Annotated in this window: 12 protein-coding genes, 1 pseudogene and 1 riboswitch; of the genes and pseudogenes, 2 read left to right on the forward strand and 11 right to left on the reverse strand. The window is 67.6% G+C overall.

Annotation, left to right across the window (positions count from 1 at the left end; all coding sequences use genetic code 11):
* Window positions 1–5: 5 nt before the first annotated feature.
* The 11 genes and pseudogenes from QE444_RS13785 to QE444_RS13835 form a co-directional block, all read right to left on the reverse strand.
* The gene (locus tag QE444_RS13785) at window positions 6–713 is read right to left on the reverse strand and encodes an RES family NAD+ phosphorylase (RefSeq protein WP_309739169.1); all 708 of its coding nucleotides are present in this window, start codon (window positions 711–713) and stop codon (window positions 6–8) included.
* Window positions 707–1111, reverse strand: coding sequence for an antitoxin Xre-like helix-turn-helix domain-containing protein (locus QE444_RS13790; RefSeq protein ID WP_309739172.1), 405 nt, complete (start codon window positions 1109–1111; stop codon window positions 707–709). The genes QE444_RS13785 and QE444_RS13790 overlap by 7 nt, the downstream gene beginning before the upstream one ends.
* A 95-nt stretch (window positions 1112–1206) precedes the next feature.
* The gene (locus QE444_RS13795) at window positions 1207–2538 is read right to left on the reverse strand and encodes a tetratricopeptide repeat protein (RefSeq protein WP_309739174.1); all 1332 of its coding nucleotides are present in this window, start codon (window positions 2536–2538) and stop codon (window positions 1207–1209) included.
* Window positions 2539–2777: 239 nt separating this feature from the next.
* Window positions 2778–4581 (reverse strand): annotated as a pseudogene (gene atzF / locus QE444_RS13800) (allophanate hydrolase).
* Between the two features lie 11 nt (window positions 4582–4592).
* Entirely contained in the window at window positions 4593–8192 is a 3600-nt protein-coding gene (gene uca, locus QE444_RS13805) for an urea carboxylase (protein WP_309739176.1), read from the reverse strand.
* A 191-nt stretch (window positions 8193–8383) separates the two neighbouring features.
* The gene (locus tag QE444_RS13810; RefSeq protein WP_017640185.1) at window positions 8384–9019 is read right to left on the reverse strand and encodes an urea amidolyase associated protein UAAP2; all 636 of its coding nucleotides are present in this window, start codon (window positions 9017–9019) and stop codon (window positions 8384–8386) included.
* 9 nt (window positions 9020–9028) lie between these two features.
* The gene (locus tag QE444_RS13815; protein WP_158895542.1) at window positions 9029–9739 is read right to left on the reverse strand and encodes an urea amidolyase associated protein UAAP1; all 711 of its coding nucleotides are present in this window, start codon (window positions 9737–9739) and stop codon (window positions 9029–9031) included.
* A gap of 11 nt (window positions 9740–9750) precedes the next feature.
* Window positions 9751–10509 carry an ABC transporter ATP-binding protein gene (locus QE444_RS13820; RefSeq protein WP_187979265.1) on the reverse strand — a complete coding sequence of 253 codons (759 nt, stop codon included), beginning with the start codon at window positions 10507–10509 and terminating at the stop codon, window positions 9751–9753.
* Complete coding sequence (locus QE444_RS13825; RefSeq protein WP_027599335.1) at window positions 10509–11321, reverse strand: ABC transporter permease; 813 nt, start codon at window positions 11319–11321, stop codon at window positions 10509–10511. Before QE444_RS13825 ends, QE444_RS13820 begins: the two co-directional genes overlap by 1 nt.
* A gap of 23 nt (window positions 11322–11344) precedes the next feature.
* Window positions 11345–12409: a putative urea ABC transporter substrate-binding protein gene (locus QE444_RS13830; protein WP_309739184.1), complete on the reverse strand. Its 1065-nt coding sequence runs from the start codon at window positions 12407–12409 to the stop codon at window positions 11345–11347.
* A gap of 51 nt (window positions 12410–12460) precedes the next feature.
* Window positions 12461–12560, reverse strand: a riboswitch (guanidine-I (ykkC/yxkD leader).
* Window positions 12561–12738: 178 nt separating this feature from the next.
* Entirely contained in the window at window positions 12739–13644 is a 906-nt protein-coding gene (locus QE444_RS13835; RefSeq protein ID WP_285386701.1) for a LysR family transcriptional regulator, read from the reverse strand.
* Between the two features lie 171 nt (window positions 13645–13815).
* Between QE444_RS13835 and QE444_RS13840 the strand changes: the two genes are divergently transcribed.
* Together QE444_RS13840 and QE444_RS13845 are read left to right on the forward strand one after the other, a co-directional pair.
* Window positions 13816–15336, forward strand: coding sequence for an ABC transporter substrate-binding protein (locus tag QE444_RS13840; protein ID WP_133861711.1), 1521 nt, complete (start codon window positions 13816–13818; stop codon window positions 15334–15336).
* 191 nt (window positions 15337–15527) lie between these two features.
* A complete protein-coding gene (locus QE444_RS13845; protein ID WP_133861710.1) occupies window positions 15528–16445 on the forward strand; it encodes an ABC transporter permease in 918 nt (305 codons plus the stop codon).

The following is a 16445-nucleotide window of genomic DNA, read 5'->3' on the forward strand; positions in this document are numbered from 1 at the left end:
TCAGATCAGTCCGACTCGCCCGGCACGGCGGTGAGGCGATTCACGCTGATGATGCCGCCATTCCAGATCATCTCAACCGGCGCCGCCTGGACCACGGCAGTGACCAGGCGCGGGGTTAGCAGCGCCCAGCAATGGCTGCCGGGGCGGCGTACCGAGCGATAGCGCAGACCTGGGCAGCCGGCGCGTTTGGCGGCGGCGCCCAGACTGCGCGCCGCGCTGTAGTCCAAGGGATCATGGATAGGGTCTGCTGCTTTTAGCACCAGAGCGTCGCGTACCCCCTTCTCGGAGAAGCTCACCGAAAGATTACGGAAGACGAAACGCTCGTACTTCAGTGCCGGCACCTTCGACCAGTAGGCCTTCTGATGATGGTGGACTTCGGCAAGGGCGGTATCGGGATGGTCGGCCAGATAGAGAAAGCCGAAGGTGCCATCGCTGAAGCGCGAACCCTCTGGATTGACATGAGTGAAGGGCGCTGTCGCATAGGAGCAACCCGAGATGCCGAAGGGAATCTGTTCTCGGGGAATCAGCTCCAGACGCCCCAGTTCGTTTTGTAGGCGCGGGTTGGTCAACACCTGTAACTGATGGAGCACGGCGAAATCTTCGGCATTGGCAACATCGTCGAACAGGTGGATGGGCGGGAATTTGGAGTTGACCAGGCGATGCCCTTGTAGACGCTCATCGGCCAGCAGGGGCAGGTCCTCCAGCTTCACCATCCGGCACCGCGCAGGACGTCGATACGCCGGAAGGTTTCATAGAGGGAGATCATGTCGCCTTGGGCCATTATCTCCAGCGGCGAACGGCCATTGAAGAATTCATTGTGATTGGCCATGGCGACGAAGCCATAGACGTTTTCCGGGTTGTCGAAAACCAGGCGCAACGCGGAATGCATGTTCAGCACCAGGCTGACACGCTGCAGTTGATCGGCATCCAGGCTCACCGCCCATTCGCTGTCCCGCTGCGACGCTCGGGTATAGGTGCTGCGTGAGATGCGCAGGATCCGGCAACTCTGCTCGCTGGAAGCTTGCCATCTTTCCAGGATTTTGAGCGCTGCCCTTAGACCAATCGTGCTCTCGCTTTTCGAAAATTGCTCGACGATGGCAACCTGGGACATAGTATTCTCCAATCTGTAGAGGCAAATATAATGAATTTGCATCTACAGAGATAGAGGCTTTACCGCTCCCTCGCTAGGGCGGCTAGATGGGCGTCCTAGCGAGGGAGCGCCAGGCTGGCCTGCCAGCGCCGATCCCGGGTCGTGGGCCGGCGGTGCAGCCGCTCGTCCAGCAGCGCCGCGGCCTTGCCCTGTTCGCCCCCGCGCAGCAGGGCGACCAGCAGGGTGTCTTCGATCACCTCGCGCTGGGCGCCGCTGCCACCGATGCGGGGGACGTCCGCGCGCAGCGGCTCCAGCAGCCGGGCACAAGCTAGATAATCTTCCTCGGCGAAAGCCAGCAGGGCGCTGCAGAGCAGCGGGACGACCGGCCCGGCGGGCAGGACGCCGTCGCGCAGACGACTTTCCAATACGGCGACGCGGGTTTCCACCGCCCGACGATCCCCGGTCGCCGCGGCGATCAGTGCCATATGGACATCGGCAAAGGCCAGCCCCGGTTGCTGGAACAGCCCATCCGCGCTGGCTGCGGTGGCCTGCCAGAGGCCGACGGGCACCTCATGGCCATAGAGGCCCAGGCGCCAGAGAAAGGAGGCGTTGTCGCTGACCCGATTGAGTGGGCCGGCGGTGGACGCGGCCGGCGCCACGAAGCGCTGATAGAGGGCCAGCGCGCCCTCGTTGTCACCCTGTTCCAGGGCCACCAGGGCGCCGTGCCAGGCGATATGGCCATGCAGGGTACCGTGCTGGGGGTACTCGGGCAGCCAGCCGGCGATCAGGGCCTGCGCGGCCTGGCTGTCGCCGGACTCGTGCAGGACATGGGTCAGGGCATGGGCCGCGTTGACGTTGTGGCGGCGCAGCTCGAGCGCCCGCTCGGCAAGCGCCCGACCGCGGACCACGTCGCCGTTCTCGCCGTGGGACCAGCCGCGGTAGGTCAGGAACCACCAGTCATCCGCGGCGAAATGGCGGGCATGGCGCTCGCAGAGGTCGACCCGCGCCTGGTCGTGATCGGCACGCCCGGAAAACGCCAGCAAGCCGAAGGCCCCCAGCGGCAGGCCGAGGATCAGGATGTCGCGCGGCCAGCGCCCGGCGTGTTCCAGCGCGCCCTGCAGGGCCTGGGCGGCTTCCCCGGCGATCAGCCGCCGCACGACCTCGACATGGCTGCGCTCGCGCTCCGTGCCATGTCGCTCAACCAGCCGCTGCGCCTGGGCGATGGTCTCCCGGGCAGCGCCGGCCTGGTTGTCGATCAGCTGCAGCCGTGCCCGCGCTGCATGGGCCAGGGCGAAGCCAGGATCGGCCGCGATGGCCTCGTCCAACGCTTCCGCCGCACCGGGCCAGAGCGACAGCAAGAGATCTATGCCGGCCTGATAGCGCTCGGCGGCGCGGGCGGAAGGGGTGGACAGGGGAAGGTCGTAGCGGTCGGTGCAGGAGAGAGGCATGAGGGTGTTTCGATCTTCAAGCAAGGAGGCGCCACTGCCCAGCAACGGTCAGCGGCTTCGAACACCCTTGATAGCAGGCGGCCACGGGTACGGCTAGCGCCCGCAGCTCATGGCGGCTTGAAAGAAGCTCATGAACAGCAGACGGGTGCTTGCGTCCACCGCTTGCACAGCGGCGGTTAGAAGCGGCGCTGCGCATCCTGGCTGATACGGTGGCTTCGCCGCCTAGCTCGTTTCCCGACCTAAACGGCGCTGCGACTCGCCAACCACGCCCGCCACCCACCATGCGCCGTGATGTCCTCGGCTCCCGCCAGGCCATAGGGCTCGCAGATGAAGCCGGTTTCCCAGTTGCCATCGGCCAGTTCCACCTTGCCCAGGCCGAGCGGAGCGGGGATGCCGGTGAGAAAGCTGCCCAGTTCGCTGCTGGGCAGCTCCCAGACCTCCACCTCGATGGCGGCGCCGTCTTCGGCGACCCGGACCATGCCCGGGCGTAGCGGCGGGCCGCCGGCCAGGGCGTGGAGGCGATAGTGCGGCGCGCTCCGGGTCAGGGCCAGGCGGCGGGCACCGCGGGCGAGCAACTGGCCATTGAGGGGCAGCCCCTGCAGATGGGCACCGCAGACCACCAGGCGGGCACGGTCATGGCGGGCGGGACGCGTCGGTAGGCTGGCGTGTGGCAGGGCGCCGCCGACCAGCGCCAGGCCTTGGGCTTCCTGCAGGGCCGCGGCCAGGCTCAGCAGGTACTGGTCGGTGAAGACCCGGCCGAACAGCGTCACGCCCCAGGGCAGGCCGTTCGCCATGACGCCGGCCGGCACGGCCACGGCGGCGTAGTCCAGCAGGTTCATGAAGTTGGTGTAGTAACCCAGGTCGGCGTTGCGGGTGACCGGTTCGGCGGCCAGTTCCGCCAGGGTCACCGGGCGCGGATAGGTGGGGGTAAGGACGCAATCCAGTTCGGCGAGCAGGGTGTCGCACCGGGCTTTCAGCGCCTGCAGGCGGTAGCCGGCGCGAAAGGCGTCCACTGCCGTGGTGCCGGGGGCCTTTTCCAGCACGGCGCGGATCACCGGCAGCACCGCGTCCGGTTCGGCCTCGATCCAGGGCGCCGGCCACGCTATAGCGCTCGGCGACCCAGGGGCCTTCATAGAGCAGGCGCGCAGCGTCCAGGAAGGGCGCAAGATCCAGCGGCACGGCTTCGCCTCCCAGCGCCTCCAGCTGGGCCTTGGCCGCCGCGAACAGCGCCGGGCTTTCCGGGCAGCCGAGGAATTCCAGCTGGGTCGGGACGCCGAAGCGGAAGGGCCGCGGGCGGCCGAAGGCGCTGGCGTCGTTCCACTGTGGATTGGCGCGGCTGTAGGGATCGCGCGGATCGGGGCGGGCGGTGAGCGCCAGCAGCGTGCTGGCTTCGGCGGCGGTAGCGGTAAAGAAGGTCACGCAGTCCAGGGTCTGGCAGGCAGGGACCACGCCGGCGGTGGACAGCAGTCCCTTGCTGCCCTTGAGGCCCACCAGGTTGTTCAGCCCCGCGGGCACGCGCCCGGAACCGGCGGTATCGGTGCCCAGGGCAAAGCTGGCGACACCCAGGGCCACGGCCAGGGCCGAACCGGCACTGGAGCCGCCGGAAGGATAGTCCGGGTGAACACTGTTGCGACAGGCGCCGTAGGGCGAACGAGTGCCGTTGAGGCCGGTGGCGAACTGGTCGAGATTGCACTTGCCCAGCGGCACGGCGCCCAGGGCGACCAGCTGTTCCACCAGGGTCGCCGAGCGTTCGGGCACATAGGCATAGGCCCGGCAGGCCGCCGTGGTGGGGATGCCGGCGAGGTCGATGTTGTCCTTGATGGCGAAGGGGATGCCATAGAGCGGCAGCTCGGCGGGATCGCGATCGTCCAGGGCGGCGAGATAGGGCTCCAGCTCGGCTGGGGTCAGCAGGTGGATGAACAGGTGGTACTCGGGGTTGAGGGCCGCGGCCTGTTCCCGGAGTTCGGCGATGAGCGTGCGTGGGGTCCGGGTCCCGGCGGCATAGGCGGCGCTCAGGGTGTCGAGGCGCAGATCGAATGTCATGGTGGCTTCCTTCAGATCTTGTCGATGACCAGCAGGCGCTGGCCGGCGCGGATCGGCGAGCCGGGCTGGACCTGCAGGTCGTGGATCCGGCCGCTGCAAGGCGCGAGCAACGGGATTTCCATCTTCATGGATTCCAGGATCAGCAACGGCTGGCCGGCTTCCACCTGGTCGCCCGGCTGTACCTGGGCCTGCCAAAGATTGCCGGCCACCGGGCTTTCCAGGGCCAGCTGGTGGCTGGCGAGGGGAGTATCCTCGGTGGCTTCGACGGCGGCTTCCTGGCTGTCGAAATGCGCCTGGCCAGAGTCGATCCAGCGCTGCCGCTCGGCGGCGAAGGCGCTCTGCTGGCGCGTGCGGAAGGTGGTAATGCCCTCGGCTTCGCGTGCCAGGAAGGCCTGGTAGTCGGCCAGGGACAATTCGCTCTCTTCGATGCGCAGCGGCACGCGCCCCAGGGGGAAGTCGGCGCGGATGCGCAGCAATTCCTCCGCCGAGACTTCATAAAAGCGGATCTGATCGAAGAAGCGCAGCAGATAGGGCTGGCCGTGGAAGGCTTCCACGTCACGGTAGCGATTCCACATCTGCAGGGTGCGACCGACGAACTGGTAGCCGCCGGGGCCTTCCATACCGTACACGCAGAGATAGGCGCCACCAATGCCCACCGAGTTTTCCGCGGTCCAGGTACGCGCCGGGTTGTACTTGGTGGTCACCAGCCGGTGACGCGGATCGAGGGGGGTGGCCACCGGCGCACCCAGATAAACGTCGCCGAGGCCCATCACCAGGTAGCTGGCGTCGAAGACGATGCGCTTGACCGCCTCCAGGGACTCCAGGTCATTCACCCGGCGGATGAACTCCAGGTTGCTCGGGCACCAGGGCGCGTCCTTGCGCACCGTGGTGGTGTATTTTTCGATGGCCAGGCGGCAGGCCGGATCGTCCCAGGACAGCGGCAGATGGACGATGCGCGAGGGCACCCGCAGGTCCTGGGCATCGCCCAGCGCCTGCCAGCAGCGACTGACCGCCGCCAGCAGCTCTGCCAGAGGCAGTGCCTCGGGCTGGTAGTGCACCTGTAGCGAACGGATGCCGGGGGTGAGTTCGTACAACCCGGGCAGCGCCAGCGCGGCCAGCGCCTGCATCAGCCCATGGCCGCGAAAGCGCAAGGCCAGGTCCAGCTCCGGTGGGCCGATCTCCAGCAGCAGATGGGTATCCCCGGAAAGCCGCGCCACCAGGCGCTCGGCGCCCTGGCCCAGATCCAGCACCACGGGATCGCCGCGCTCGGGCGTAATGGCGATCTCCGCCTGCGGCTGCAAGCTGCTTTCCTCGGCCAGGCGTGCCTGCTGCAGGCGTCGCGCGGTCGCCAGGTCCACCGGCAGGAAGCGCAGCCGGTCGCCGGCCTTGAGCTGGCCCAGTTGCCAGAGGTCGGCTTCGATCACTGTGACCGGACAGACGAAGCCGCCCAGGCTGGGGCCGTCCGGGCCGAGGATGACCGGCATGTCGCCGGTGAAGTCCACCGCGCCCACCGCATAGGGATTATCATGGATATTGGAGGGATGCAGACCAGCCTCGCCGCCGTCTTCGCGGGTCCATTCCGGCTTGGGGCCGATCAGGCGCACGCCGGTGCGACTGAAATTGAAGTGCACCTCCCAGTCGGTGGCGAGAAAGAGATCCAGATAGGCCGGGCTGAAATAGTCCGGCGCACCGTGCGGTCCATAGATGACGCGCAGGGTGCGGGTCTCGGGCAGCCGGGTGGTCAGGGCGAGGGGCAGCCGGGCCTCCGCACGTGCGTCGGTCAGCGAGTGCAGGTGCAGCACGTCGCCGGCGCGCAGGGCGCGGCCACCGTGACCGCCGAACTGGCCGAGGGTGAAGGTGCTGCGACTGCCCAGGTAGTCGGGCAGGTCCAGGCCGCCTCTCAGGCAGAGATAGCTGCGGGCGCCGGCGCCGGTGATGGCGCCCAGGTGCAGGATGGCACCCGCGGGGACGCGAAAGACGCTGTCCATGGCCTGGGGTTGGTCGTCCAGCAGGATCGGCAGCGCCGCGCCGGTGACCACCACCACGGCCTCGGTGTTGAATCTCAGGGTAGGGCCGGCCAGGGTGATTTCCAGGGCGGCCGCGCGGCCGTCGTTACCGAGCAGGCGATTGCCCAGGCGCAGGGCGCGGTCGTCCATGGGGCCGGAAGGGGGAATGCCCACCGACCAGTAGCCGAGGCGCCCGGGGGCGTCCTGCACCGTGGTCTGGGTGCCGGCGCTGAGCACCTCCAGGGTGGTGGCCTGGTAGGTCAGCCCTTCCAGGCAGCGCGTCCAGGGCTGGCCCGAGGCGAAGGGCGCGGCGGCGAGGATCTGCCGCAGGTAGTCGCCATTGGTTTCCACGCCATAGAGCCGGGTTGCCGCCAGGGCCTGATCGAGGCGTTGCCGGGCGGCGTCACGGTCGGGGGCCCAGGCGATGACCTTGGCCACCAGGGGATCGAAATAGGGCGGGATCTCGCAGCCGGCCTCGACCCAGGTGTCCAGGCGCAACGCCCGGCCATCCGCGGTTGGGAAGTCGACCTGGGTCAGCAGGCCCGGGCTGGGCTGGAAGTCGCGACCCGGGTCTTCGGCATAGAGCCGCGCCTGGATGGCATGGCCCTGGGGCTGCAGCCCCGCGGCGAGCACGGCCAGCGGCGGCAGTTCGCCAGCGGCCAGTTCGATCATCCAGCGCACCAGGTCCACGCCCCAGACCTGCTCGGTGACGCCGTGCTCGACCTGCAGCCGGGTGTTCACCTCCAGGAAGTAGAAGCGGTCGGCGGCGCTGTCGTAGACGAACTCCACGGTACCGGCGCTGCGATAGCGTACCGCGCGTGTCAGCTCCAGGGCGGCGGCGCAGAGCGCCTCGGCCATGCCGGCCGGCAGGTTGGGCGCCGGGGTTTCCTCCAGTACCTTCTGGTTGCGGCGCTGTACCGAGCAGTCGCGCACGCCCAGCGCCAGCACCTCGCCCTGGCCATCACCGAACACCTGCACCTCCAGGTGCCGGGCGCGTTCGATGTACTTCTCCAGGAAGACGCCCGCGTCGCTGAAGTTGTTCTGGCCCAGCCGGCGCACGGCGTCGAAGGCCTCGGCGAGTTCAGGGTCCGTGCGGCACACGCGCATGCCGATGCCGCCGCCACCGGCGGTGCTCTTGAGCATCACCGGATAACCGATCTGTTGCGCGGCCGCCAGTGCCCCTTCCAGGGTATCCAGCAGCTCGGTGCCCTCCAGCAGCGGCACGCCCTGGGCGCGCGCCAGGGCCCGCGCCGTGTGCTTGAGACCAAAGGTGCGCAGTTGCTCGGGGGTGGGCCCGACGAAGGCGATGCCGGCGGCTTCGCAGGCTTCGGCGAAGGCGGCGTTCTCGGAGAGGAAGCCATAACCCGGGTGAATGGCCTGGGCGCCGCTCTGGCGCGCCACCTCGAGCAGCTTGGCGGTGTCCAGGTAGGTGGCCGCGGCGGCGCCTTCGCCCAGGCTGAAGGCCTGGTCGGCCGCGCTGACATGGCGGCTGGCGCGATCGGCTTCGCTGTAGACGGCGACCGCGGCGACGCCCAGGTCGCGCAGGGTGCGCTGGATGCGGCAGCTGATGGCGCCACGGTTGGCGATGAGCAGGGTGGTGAACATTCGAGGCGTCCTCGAAGGCGGCGGGCCGTCCCGCCAGATAAAAGCTCCCGGGGTCGTCCCCAGGAGGCCGCGCGAGGGCGGTAGGTCAGTCGGCGTCTAGCGCTTGCCGCGGTAGCTGTAGCGCCCGGCGCGGACTTCGCAGAGGCGATGGAGACGCGGTCGCAGCCACTGCCAGAGCTGGCGTGCGTGGGTCAGTCCCATAGCAGCACCTCCGCCGGAGTAGGGTTCCAGCCGTTGCAGGGGTTGTTGAGTTGCGGGCAATTGGAAATAAGCAGGATGACGTTGGTCTCGGCGCGCAACTCCACATACTTGCCGGCGCCGGAGATGCCATCGGCGAAGGTCAGGCCGCCGTCCGCGGTCACCGGCACGTTCATGAAGAAGTTGATGTTGGCCCCGATGTCGCGCTTGCCCAGGCGCCCGTCATGGCCACCGGCGCAGAGGAAGTTGTCACGGCAGCTGTGCATCTGCCGGCGATCCAGGGCGTAGCGCACCGTGTTGCTCTCCTGGGAGCAGGCGCCGCCCAGGGTGTCATGGCGGCCACAGGTGTCGGCGACGATGGTCAGCAGGGGATTGCCCAGGTTGGAATAGAGCACGCTGCCGGTCGACAGATAGACCCGGCCCTGGCGTCTCAGGGTGCGCTGGGGATCGTAGCGTTCCTGGGGGTTGGCGGCGGCGTAGAAGAGGGTATCCACCGCCTGGTTGCCTTCCAGGTCATGGATGCGCAGGGTCTGGCCGGCTTTGACCTCCTTGAGGTAGGGCGCTCCGGCCGGCAGGAGGGCGCGGTAGCTGGCATCTTCCGGGCGTTTGGTGCTGGCGATCAGGGTCATGGCGGGGCCTCAGAGGAAGTAGCGGGCGGTGTTCTGGAAGGCGCGCTCGTTTTCCGGGCGCGAGGTGCGGCAGCGTTCGGCCACCTCGGGCGCCGCGCGCAACTGGGCGAGATCGACCGGGCGCGGCGCATAGACCGGGTCCGGGTCCAGCGGATGCTGCAGGGCGGTCAGCACCACCAGGGTGTTCATGGGCGCATGGAGCTCGACCAGATCGCCGGCGCGGGAGTTGCCGGGCACGAAGGCAAAGGCGCCCGCGGCATCCACGTCCACCCGGCTGAACAGGTTGAGGGTCATCAGCAGGTCTTCCAGGCCCAGGCCCCACTTGGCCAGTTCCACCAGCAGGTTGTCGGTGCCATTGCGGTGGAAGCCGTTGCGCAGCTCCTGGTAGCGACCCGCGCCGTATTTCTCCGCCACCTCGGCGGCATTGGCCACGCCGCCGAAGCTGTCGTGCCAGCCGCAGGTGTCGCGCACCACGGCCGCCAGCACCCGCCCCATGTCGGAATAGAGGCAGTGTCCGGCGGTGAGACGCGCGGTGTGCTGGCCCTTGAGGGTATCGGGCAGGTTCAGCCGCTCGCTGCGGTCATCGGCATTGAACAGCAGCAGGCTGACATTGGCGCCGCCTTCCACGTCGGTCAGCCGCAGGGTCTGGCCGCGGCGCAGGATGAAGGAGGCGGTGCCGCCGCCGGGGACGCGTTCCTGGTAGAGCAGTTCGTCAGTCATGGGCAACCTCGTCAGGTAAGGGCTGGCCGCGTCCCAGCCGCATGCACGGGCCGGGTCTTGGCGGTCAGGGGCAGGTCGTAGGTGATGCGGGCGCCATAGGCGCCGGGGGCTTGCGGGTCCTGGCGGACCTTGTCGAACACCAGCACCCGGGTGGCCAGGCTGAAGCCCTCGTGCAGGTCATGGGTGACCATGAACACGGTGAGCGGGCGCTCGTGCCAGAGCTCCAGCAGCAGGGCGTGCATGTCCTTGCGGATGCCGGGATCGAGGGCGCCGAAAGGCTCGTCCAGGAGCAGGATGCGCGGCCGGACGATCAGCGCCTGGGCGATGGCGAGGCGCTGCTGCATGCCGCCGGACAGCTGCCCCGGGTACTTGCCCAGCGCCTGGCTCAGGCCGACGCGTTCGAGCAGGGCGGCGGCCTGTTCCCGGGCCTGGCGCTTGGCCGTGCCCAGCAGCCGGCCGAGCAGCGGGGACCTGGGCAATTCCAGGCCCAGGGCGACGTTGTCCAGCACGCTCAGGTGGGGAAACACCGAATAGCGCTGAAAGACCACGCCCCGCTCGGGATCCGGTTCCGCCGAGAGCGGCTGACCATCGATGCTGATCTCGCCACGGCTGGGCCGCTCCTGGCCGAGCAGCAGACGCAGGAAGGTGGACTTGCCGCAGCCGGAGGCACCGACCAGGGCGCAGAATTCGCCTTCGCGCACCTGCAGATTGAGACCTTCGAGCACCACCTGCTCGCCATAGCGTTGCCAGAGATTGCGGACCTCGATCATCAGCGACCCTCCCCGTACCAGGGAAAGGCGCGCCGCGTCAGCAGGCGCAGGCCCGCGTCCAGCAGCCAGGCCAGCAGGGTGATCCAGGCGACATAGGGCAGGATCACGTCCATGGCCAGATAGCGCCGCACCAGGAAGATGCGATAGCCCAGGCCATCGGTGGCGGCGATGGCCTCGGCGGCGATGAGAAACAGCCAGGCGGCGCCCAGCTGCAGCCGCAGGGCGATGAGCAGGCGCGGCAGCAGCTGCGGCAGCACCAGGCGCAGGATCACCGTCCAGCTGTTGGCGCCCAGGGTCTGGGCCTTGATCAGCAGTTCGCGTGGCAGCTCCCGGGCGCGCTGGTCCAGCTCGCGGATCAGCACCGGGGTGACGCCCACCACGATCAGCATCACCTTGGCCAGTTCGCCCAGGCCGAAGACGATGAAGAGGATCGGCAGGATCGCCAGCGGCGGGATCATCGAGAGCACCGTCACCAGCGGCGACAGCGGCGCGCCGACCAGGGGCAGACTGCCCGCGGCGATGCCCACCACCAGGGCGATCAGCGCGGCGATCCCCAGGCCCAGGCCCAGGCGTTGCAGGCTGGCCAGGGTGTCCTGCCAGAACGGATAACCCCCGGTACGCACGTCGGCGGTAAAGGCCAGGCGCTGCACCGCATCGGCCATCTGCGCCACGCTGGGCAACAGCTTGTCGTTGGGGTTTTCCGCCAGCCGGGTGGCCGAGCCCACCAGATAGAGCAGGGCGAGCAGGGCGAAGGGCAGCAGGACCAGCAGGAGCCGGCCGCCCCGATCGGGATGCCGATTGATGAAGCGCATGGGCGTCGTCCTCGCGGCGGGGCTCAGAGCTTGCCGTCGGCGGCCAGCTTTACGAAGGTCGGATCGAAGCGCAGCTTGAGATTGCCCGCGTCCCCGCTGGTCTTGCCGCCCGGATAGGCGATGCCGATGGCCTCGGCGCTGGGTGCGCCCTGGCCCAGCAGGCCGTGTTCGAAGGAGAAGTGGGCGATGCGCTGCATGGTGGTCGGCAGCGCGGGATCCTTGACGAAGGCCAGGGCCTCGGCGGGCGTGGCGAACAGCCGGGTCTTGTCCAGTTGCGCCTGGAAGCCGGCGAGATCGGTACCCGAGGCCTTGGCCATGGCCTCCAGGGCCGCCTTGCCCTTGGCGTCGCCGGACTGCATCAGCGCCAGCATCTCGAACCAGGCACCGGTCAGGGCCTTGCCCAGGGCCGGGTTGTCCTTGAGCGTGGCGGTGTTCACCACCAGCATGTCGAGGATCTCGCCGGGAATCTTGCTGGAGTCGAACACCTCGGTGGTGTCTGGCTGAGCCTTGATCTCGGCCAGCAGCGGATTCCAGGTCACCACGTTGCGCACGTCGGCGGTCTGGAAGGCGGCCACCATGTCGGCGTCGGAGGTGTTGACGGTGGTCAGGTCCCTCTCGCTCAGTCCCACGCTCTGCAGCGCGCGCGCCAGCAAATAGTGGGAGACGGAGAACTGCACCAGGTTGACCTGCTGGCCCTTGAGGTCGGCCAGGGTCTTGCCCTTGCCCTTCATCACCACGCCGTCGTTGCCGTTGGAGTAGTCGCTGACGATCAGCGCCGTGCTGTCCACGCCGCCGGCGGCCGGAATGGTCAGGGCGTCCATGTTGGTCATGGCGCAGCCGTCGAACTGGCCGGTGGTGTATTGATTGATGGATTCGACGTAGTCGTTGAGCTGCACGACCTCGATGTGGATGCCGTATTTCTTGGCCCACTTGTCGATGATGCCCTGGGCCTGGGCTTCGCCCCAGGGCATCCAGCCGGCATAGATCGTCCAGCACACCTTGAAGTCGTCGCGCGGCGCCGCCTGAGCGGTGGCACCGAGGAGCAGGGAACAACCGAGAACGAGCGAGGCGAGCAGGGAATGGCGCATGGGACCTCCAATAGGATGGACGACGGGACAGGAGCACGCGACTGGCGCTGTGTCTCCCGGGCTTTTGTCCCGCCGTGTAACCCCATCAGAGGTCGACGACTCTCGGACCAGACACCCGCACGAGCGAGTCGGAACCCTAGTCATCCATTGCAGATTGTGGTGCATCAAACCGGCTGGCCGGTGCTCCTGCACGCTATGGCCTTTGCCAGATGCGTGCCAGTTGCCGCCAGGCCCCGTGCCATGCTGATTTCTCGCCATGACGTTGAGGCTGTATCCAGCGCGCCGCCCCGTTGCAGTGCGTTCGAGGCGGCACGATGCACTGCTTTGACTCAGCGCCCCAGCGCCGCGATCAGCGCCTGGCGAAAGGCATTCACCGCCGGGGGCAATTCGCGACCCGCCATGCTCTGCAATTCGATCCGCCGCGCGGCCAGGCCTTCGTCCAAGAGGGGCAGGGCCACCAGTTGGCCTTCGCGCAGTCGACTACGCAGGCTCAATTCGCTTGAGAGCGCAACGCCACCGCCCAAGGCGGCGAAACGATAGAGCGCCTGCATGTTGTTGCTCATCAGCACGGGTTCGAAGGAGAGTCCCTGGACGCCACAGCAGATGTCGAACAGCTGGCGCACCGTGGTATCGGGCATCGGTAGCGCCAGCGGAAAGGGCTGTAGGTCGGCCAGGGTCAGCCCGGTACGGCAGGCGAGGGGATGCTCGGGCGCCACCACCGCCTCGATGGCGCCACTCAAGGTGGCGTCGACGCTGATGTCCGGCTCTGGCCTGAGGCTGAAGGTGAGGCCCAGGTCGGCGTCACCTTCCTGGACCCGGCGCGTGACCGCCGCCGGCGCGCAGACCTCCAGGGAAAAGTGGATGCCGGCATAGCCCTGGCGAAAGGCCACGATGACCTCGGGCAGGAAGTCCAGCGAAAAGCCTTCGGTGGTGGCCAGGCGTACCTGGCCGCGGCGCAGGTCGGCGAGGCCCCGCAACTCGGCCGCGACCTGCTCGCTGGCCAGCTGCGCCTTGCGCGCATGCACGGCCAGACGCTCGCCGGCGGCACTGGGCACGACGCCACGGGCGCGGCGTTCGAGCAGCGGCGTCTGCAGTTCGCGCTCCAGTTTGGCGATCTGGCGACTCACCGCACTGGCCGCGACATTGAGCCGCTGGGAAGCTTCGCTGATGGAGCCGCACCGCACCACCTCGAGGAAATAGCGCAGGGCGGTGGACTGAATGCCGTAGGGCTGCATAGGGCCTCCTTTGCCGAAAAGGCATGGCTCGCATCTAAATATTCTGCTTGTGGCATGGGATGGCAAGACCTAGAGTCGGGTCAAGAGACCAACAACAGGCTTCAGCAAGAACTCCTTTCCCGCGTTTCGCGGACCTGCCTTTGACCAACCACCGCCCCGGAGACAGACGGCATGGGACTCAAAGGTTTCGCTTGTGGCATCGCGTTTTCCCTCTTCCTGGCCCAGGGCCAGGCCTTCGCCGGCAAAGCCAACGACACCCTGGTCTACGCCTCCGACACCGAGCCCGAAAACGTCAGCCCCTATCACAACGATGCCCGTGAAGGCGTCATCCTCGCCCACCTGGCCTGGGATACCCTGATCTACCGCGATCCTCAGACCGGTGAATACCGGCCGATGCTGGCCACCGGCTGGCAGCAGGTCGATCCGCTGACCCTCGACTTCGATCTGCGCCAGGGCGTGACCTTCCACAACGGCGATCCCTTCACCGCCGACGACGTGGTCTTCACCTTCAACTACGTGGCCTCGCCCGAAGGCAAGGTGGTCACCCAGCAGAACGTCAACTGGATCAAGAGCGCCGAGAAGCTGGGCGAATACAAGGTTCGCCTGCACCTCAAGCAGCCGTTTCCCGCCGCGCTGGAATACCTGGCCAATCCCTTGCCCATCTATCCCGGCAAGTACTTCCAGAAGGTCGGTCTGGCGGGCTTCGCGCAAAAGCCGGTGGGTACCGGGCCCTATCGCATCGTCGCGGTCACCAGCGGCCAGGGGGTCACGCTGGAGCGCAATCCGGACTATTTCAAGGACAGTCCCCAGGGTCAGCCACGCATCGGCCACATCCAGTTCCGCGTCATCCCCGACGCCGAGACCCGGCTCGCCGAGCTCATGACCGGCGGCATCGACTGGGCCTGGCGCGTGGCGCCGGACCAGGCCGAGCAACTCAAGGCCGCGCCCAACCTCACCGTGGAGAGCGGCGCCAGCATGAGGATCGGCTTCCTCAGCATGGACGCCCAAGGCGCCTCCAGCCCGGATTCACCCTTTGCCAAGGCCGAGGTGCGCCAGGCGGTCAACTACGCCATCAATCGCCAGGCCATCGCCAGCCAGCTCATGGGGGGCGGCAGCCAGCCGCTGCAGGTGGCCTGCTATCCGGAGCAATTCGGCTGCGACGCCAAAGCCGTACCGGGTTACGCCTACGACCCGGCCAAGGCCAAGGCGCTGCTCAAGGCCGCCGGCTATCCCAACGGCTTCAGCACCGAGATCTTCGCCTACCGCGATCGTGACGTGGTCGAGGCGCTGATCGGGGACCTGCGTGCGGTGGGCATCGATGCCAAGCTGCGGTATCTGAAATACGCTGCCCTGCGCGACCAGCAGCGCGCCGGCAAGGTGCCCATGGCCTTTCTCGCCTGGGGCTCGTTCTCCATCGCCGACGCCTCGGCGGCCACGGGCGTGTATTTCAAGGGCAATGCCGACGACGTGGCCAAGGATCCCCAGGTGATCGACTGGCTCAAGGTGGCCGACACCGCCATGGATCCGGCGGTGCGCAAGGACAACTACCGCAAGGCGCTGCAGCGGATCGCCGCGCAGGCCTACTGGGCGCCGGTGTTCAACTATTCCATCAACTACGCCTTCACCTCGGACCTGGCCTTCCAGCCCTATCCGGACGAATTGCCGCGCTTCGCCCTGGCCCACTGGAACTGATCCGTCCCGGCGCCCCGCACGGGGGCGTCTTCAGAACCTGTTCAAGTGCTCGCGAGCTAGAGCCAAACAAGGCGAAAAGGCCTGAGGAAGCGGAGTTTACGAATGGTAAATGAGCATTCCGAAGGCCTTTTCAACGCCGTTTGGCCGACGCGCAGCAGCGCTTGAACAGGTTCTCAGCCGAGGAGCCGAACATGTCCGCCTATCTCCTGCGCCGCCTGGGTATCGCCCTGGCCGTGGCCTTTACCGTTTCCCTCATCAGTTTCTTCCTGCTGCACCTGTCCGGCGACCTGGCCACCGCCATCGCCGGACCCGAGGCCACCGCCGAGCAGATCGAGGTGGTGCGTCATCAACACGGCCTCGATAAACCCCTGGCGACGCAGTACGTCGAGTGGATCGGGCAGTTGCTGCGCCTGGACCTGGGGCAATCGTTCTTCTTCCAGGAATCGGTACGGGATCTCATCGCCAGCCGCCTGCCCATCACCCTGACCCTGGGCGCCATCGCGCTGCTGGTGGCGCTGCTCATCGCCATCCCGCTCGGGGTGCTGGCCGCGGTCCGGCGCGACACCTGGATCGACCGCCTGGCGCTGACCCTGGCGACCTTCGGCCAGGCGATGCCCAGCTTCTGGTTCGCCCTAGTGCTGATCGTCGTCTTCGCCGTCACCCTGAAATGGCTGCCGGTGTCCGGCAATACCAGCTGGCAGCACTTCATCCTGCCGGCGATCGCCCTGGGCTACTACGCCACTCCCTCGCTGATGCGCCTGACCCGGGCCGGGATGCTCGATGTACTGGGCGCCGACTACATCCGCACCGCCCGGGCCAAGGGCCTGAGTCCGGCGCGGGTACTGTTCAAGCACGCCCTGCGCAATGCGCTGATCCCGGTGGTGGCCCTGGCCGCGGTGGAATTCGGCTTCATGCTGGGCGGCTCGGTGGTGATCGAGGCGGTGTTCTCGCTGCAGGGCATCGGCCAGCTGGCCTGGGACGCCATCGCCCGCAACGATTTCCCGGTGGTGCAGGCCATCGTCCTCTTGATCGCGTTGATCTATATCGTGCTGACGCTGGTGGCCGATCTGCTCAACGCCTTGCTCGACCCGCGCATTCGCGTGCGCTAG

Source organism: Pseudomonas sp. SORGH_AS_0199 (genome assembly GCF_031453735.1).
GTDB lineage: Bacteria > Pseudomonadota > Gammaproteobacteria > Pseudomonadales > Pseudomonadaceae > Chryseomonas > Chryseomonas aestiva.

Excerpts from the sequence above, each read along its gene's own strand:
- QE444_RS13785 (WP_309739169.1), bottom strand. The coding sequence starts at position 713 with ATGGTGAAGCTGGAGGACCTGCCCCTGCTGGCCGATGAGCGTCTACAA.
- QE444_RS13790 (WP_309739172.1), bottom strand. The coding sequence starts at position 1,111 with ATGTCCCAGGTTGCCATCGTCGAGCAATTTTCGAAAAGCGAGAGCACG.
- QE444_RS13795 (WP_309739174.1), bottom strand. The coding sequence starts at position 2,538 with ATGCCTCTCTCCTGCACCGACCGCTACGACCTTCCCCTGTCCACCCCT.
- uca (WP_309739176.1), bottom strand. The coding sequence starts at position 8,192 with ATGTTCACCACCCTGCTCATCGCCAACCGTGGCGCCATCAGCTGCCGC.
- QE444_RS13810 (WP_017640185.1), bottom strand. The coding sequence starts at position 9,019 with ATGACCCTGATCGCCAGCACCAAACGCCCGGAAGATGCCAGCTACCGC.
- QE444_RS13815 (WP_158895542.1), bottom strand. The coding sequence starts at position 9,739 with ATGACTGACGAACTGCTCTACCAGGAACGCGTCCCCGGCGGCGGCACC.
- QE444_RS13820 (WP_187979265.1), bottom strand. The coding sequence starts at position 10,509 with ATGATCGAGGTCCGCAATCTCTGGCAACGCTATGGCGAGCAGGTGGTG.
- QE444_RS13825 (WP_027599335.1), bottom strand. The coding sequence starts at position 11,321 with ATGCGCTTCATCAATCGGCATCCCGATCGGGGCGGCCGGCTCCTGCTG.
- QE444_RS13830 (WP_309739184.1), bottom strand. The coding sequence starts at position 12,409 with ATGCGCCATTCCCTGCTCGCCTCGCTCGTTCTCGGTTGTTCCCTGCTC.
- QE444_RS13835 (WP_285386701.1), bottom strand. The coding sequence starts at position 13,644 with ATGCAGCCCTACGGCATTCAGTCCACCGCCCTGCGCTATTTCCTCGAG.
- QE444_RS13840 (WP_133861711.1), top strand. The coding sequence starts at position 13,816 with ATGGGACTCAAAGGTTTCGCTTGTGGCATCGCGTTTTCCCTCTTCCTG.
- QE444_RS13845 (WP_133861710.1), top strand. The coding sequence starts at position 15,528 with ATGTCCGCCTATCTCCTGCGCCGCCTGGGTATCGCCCTGGCCGTGGCC.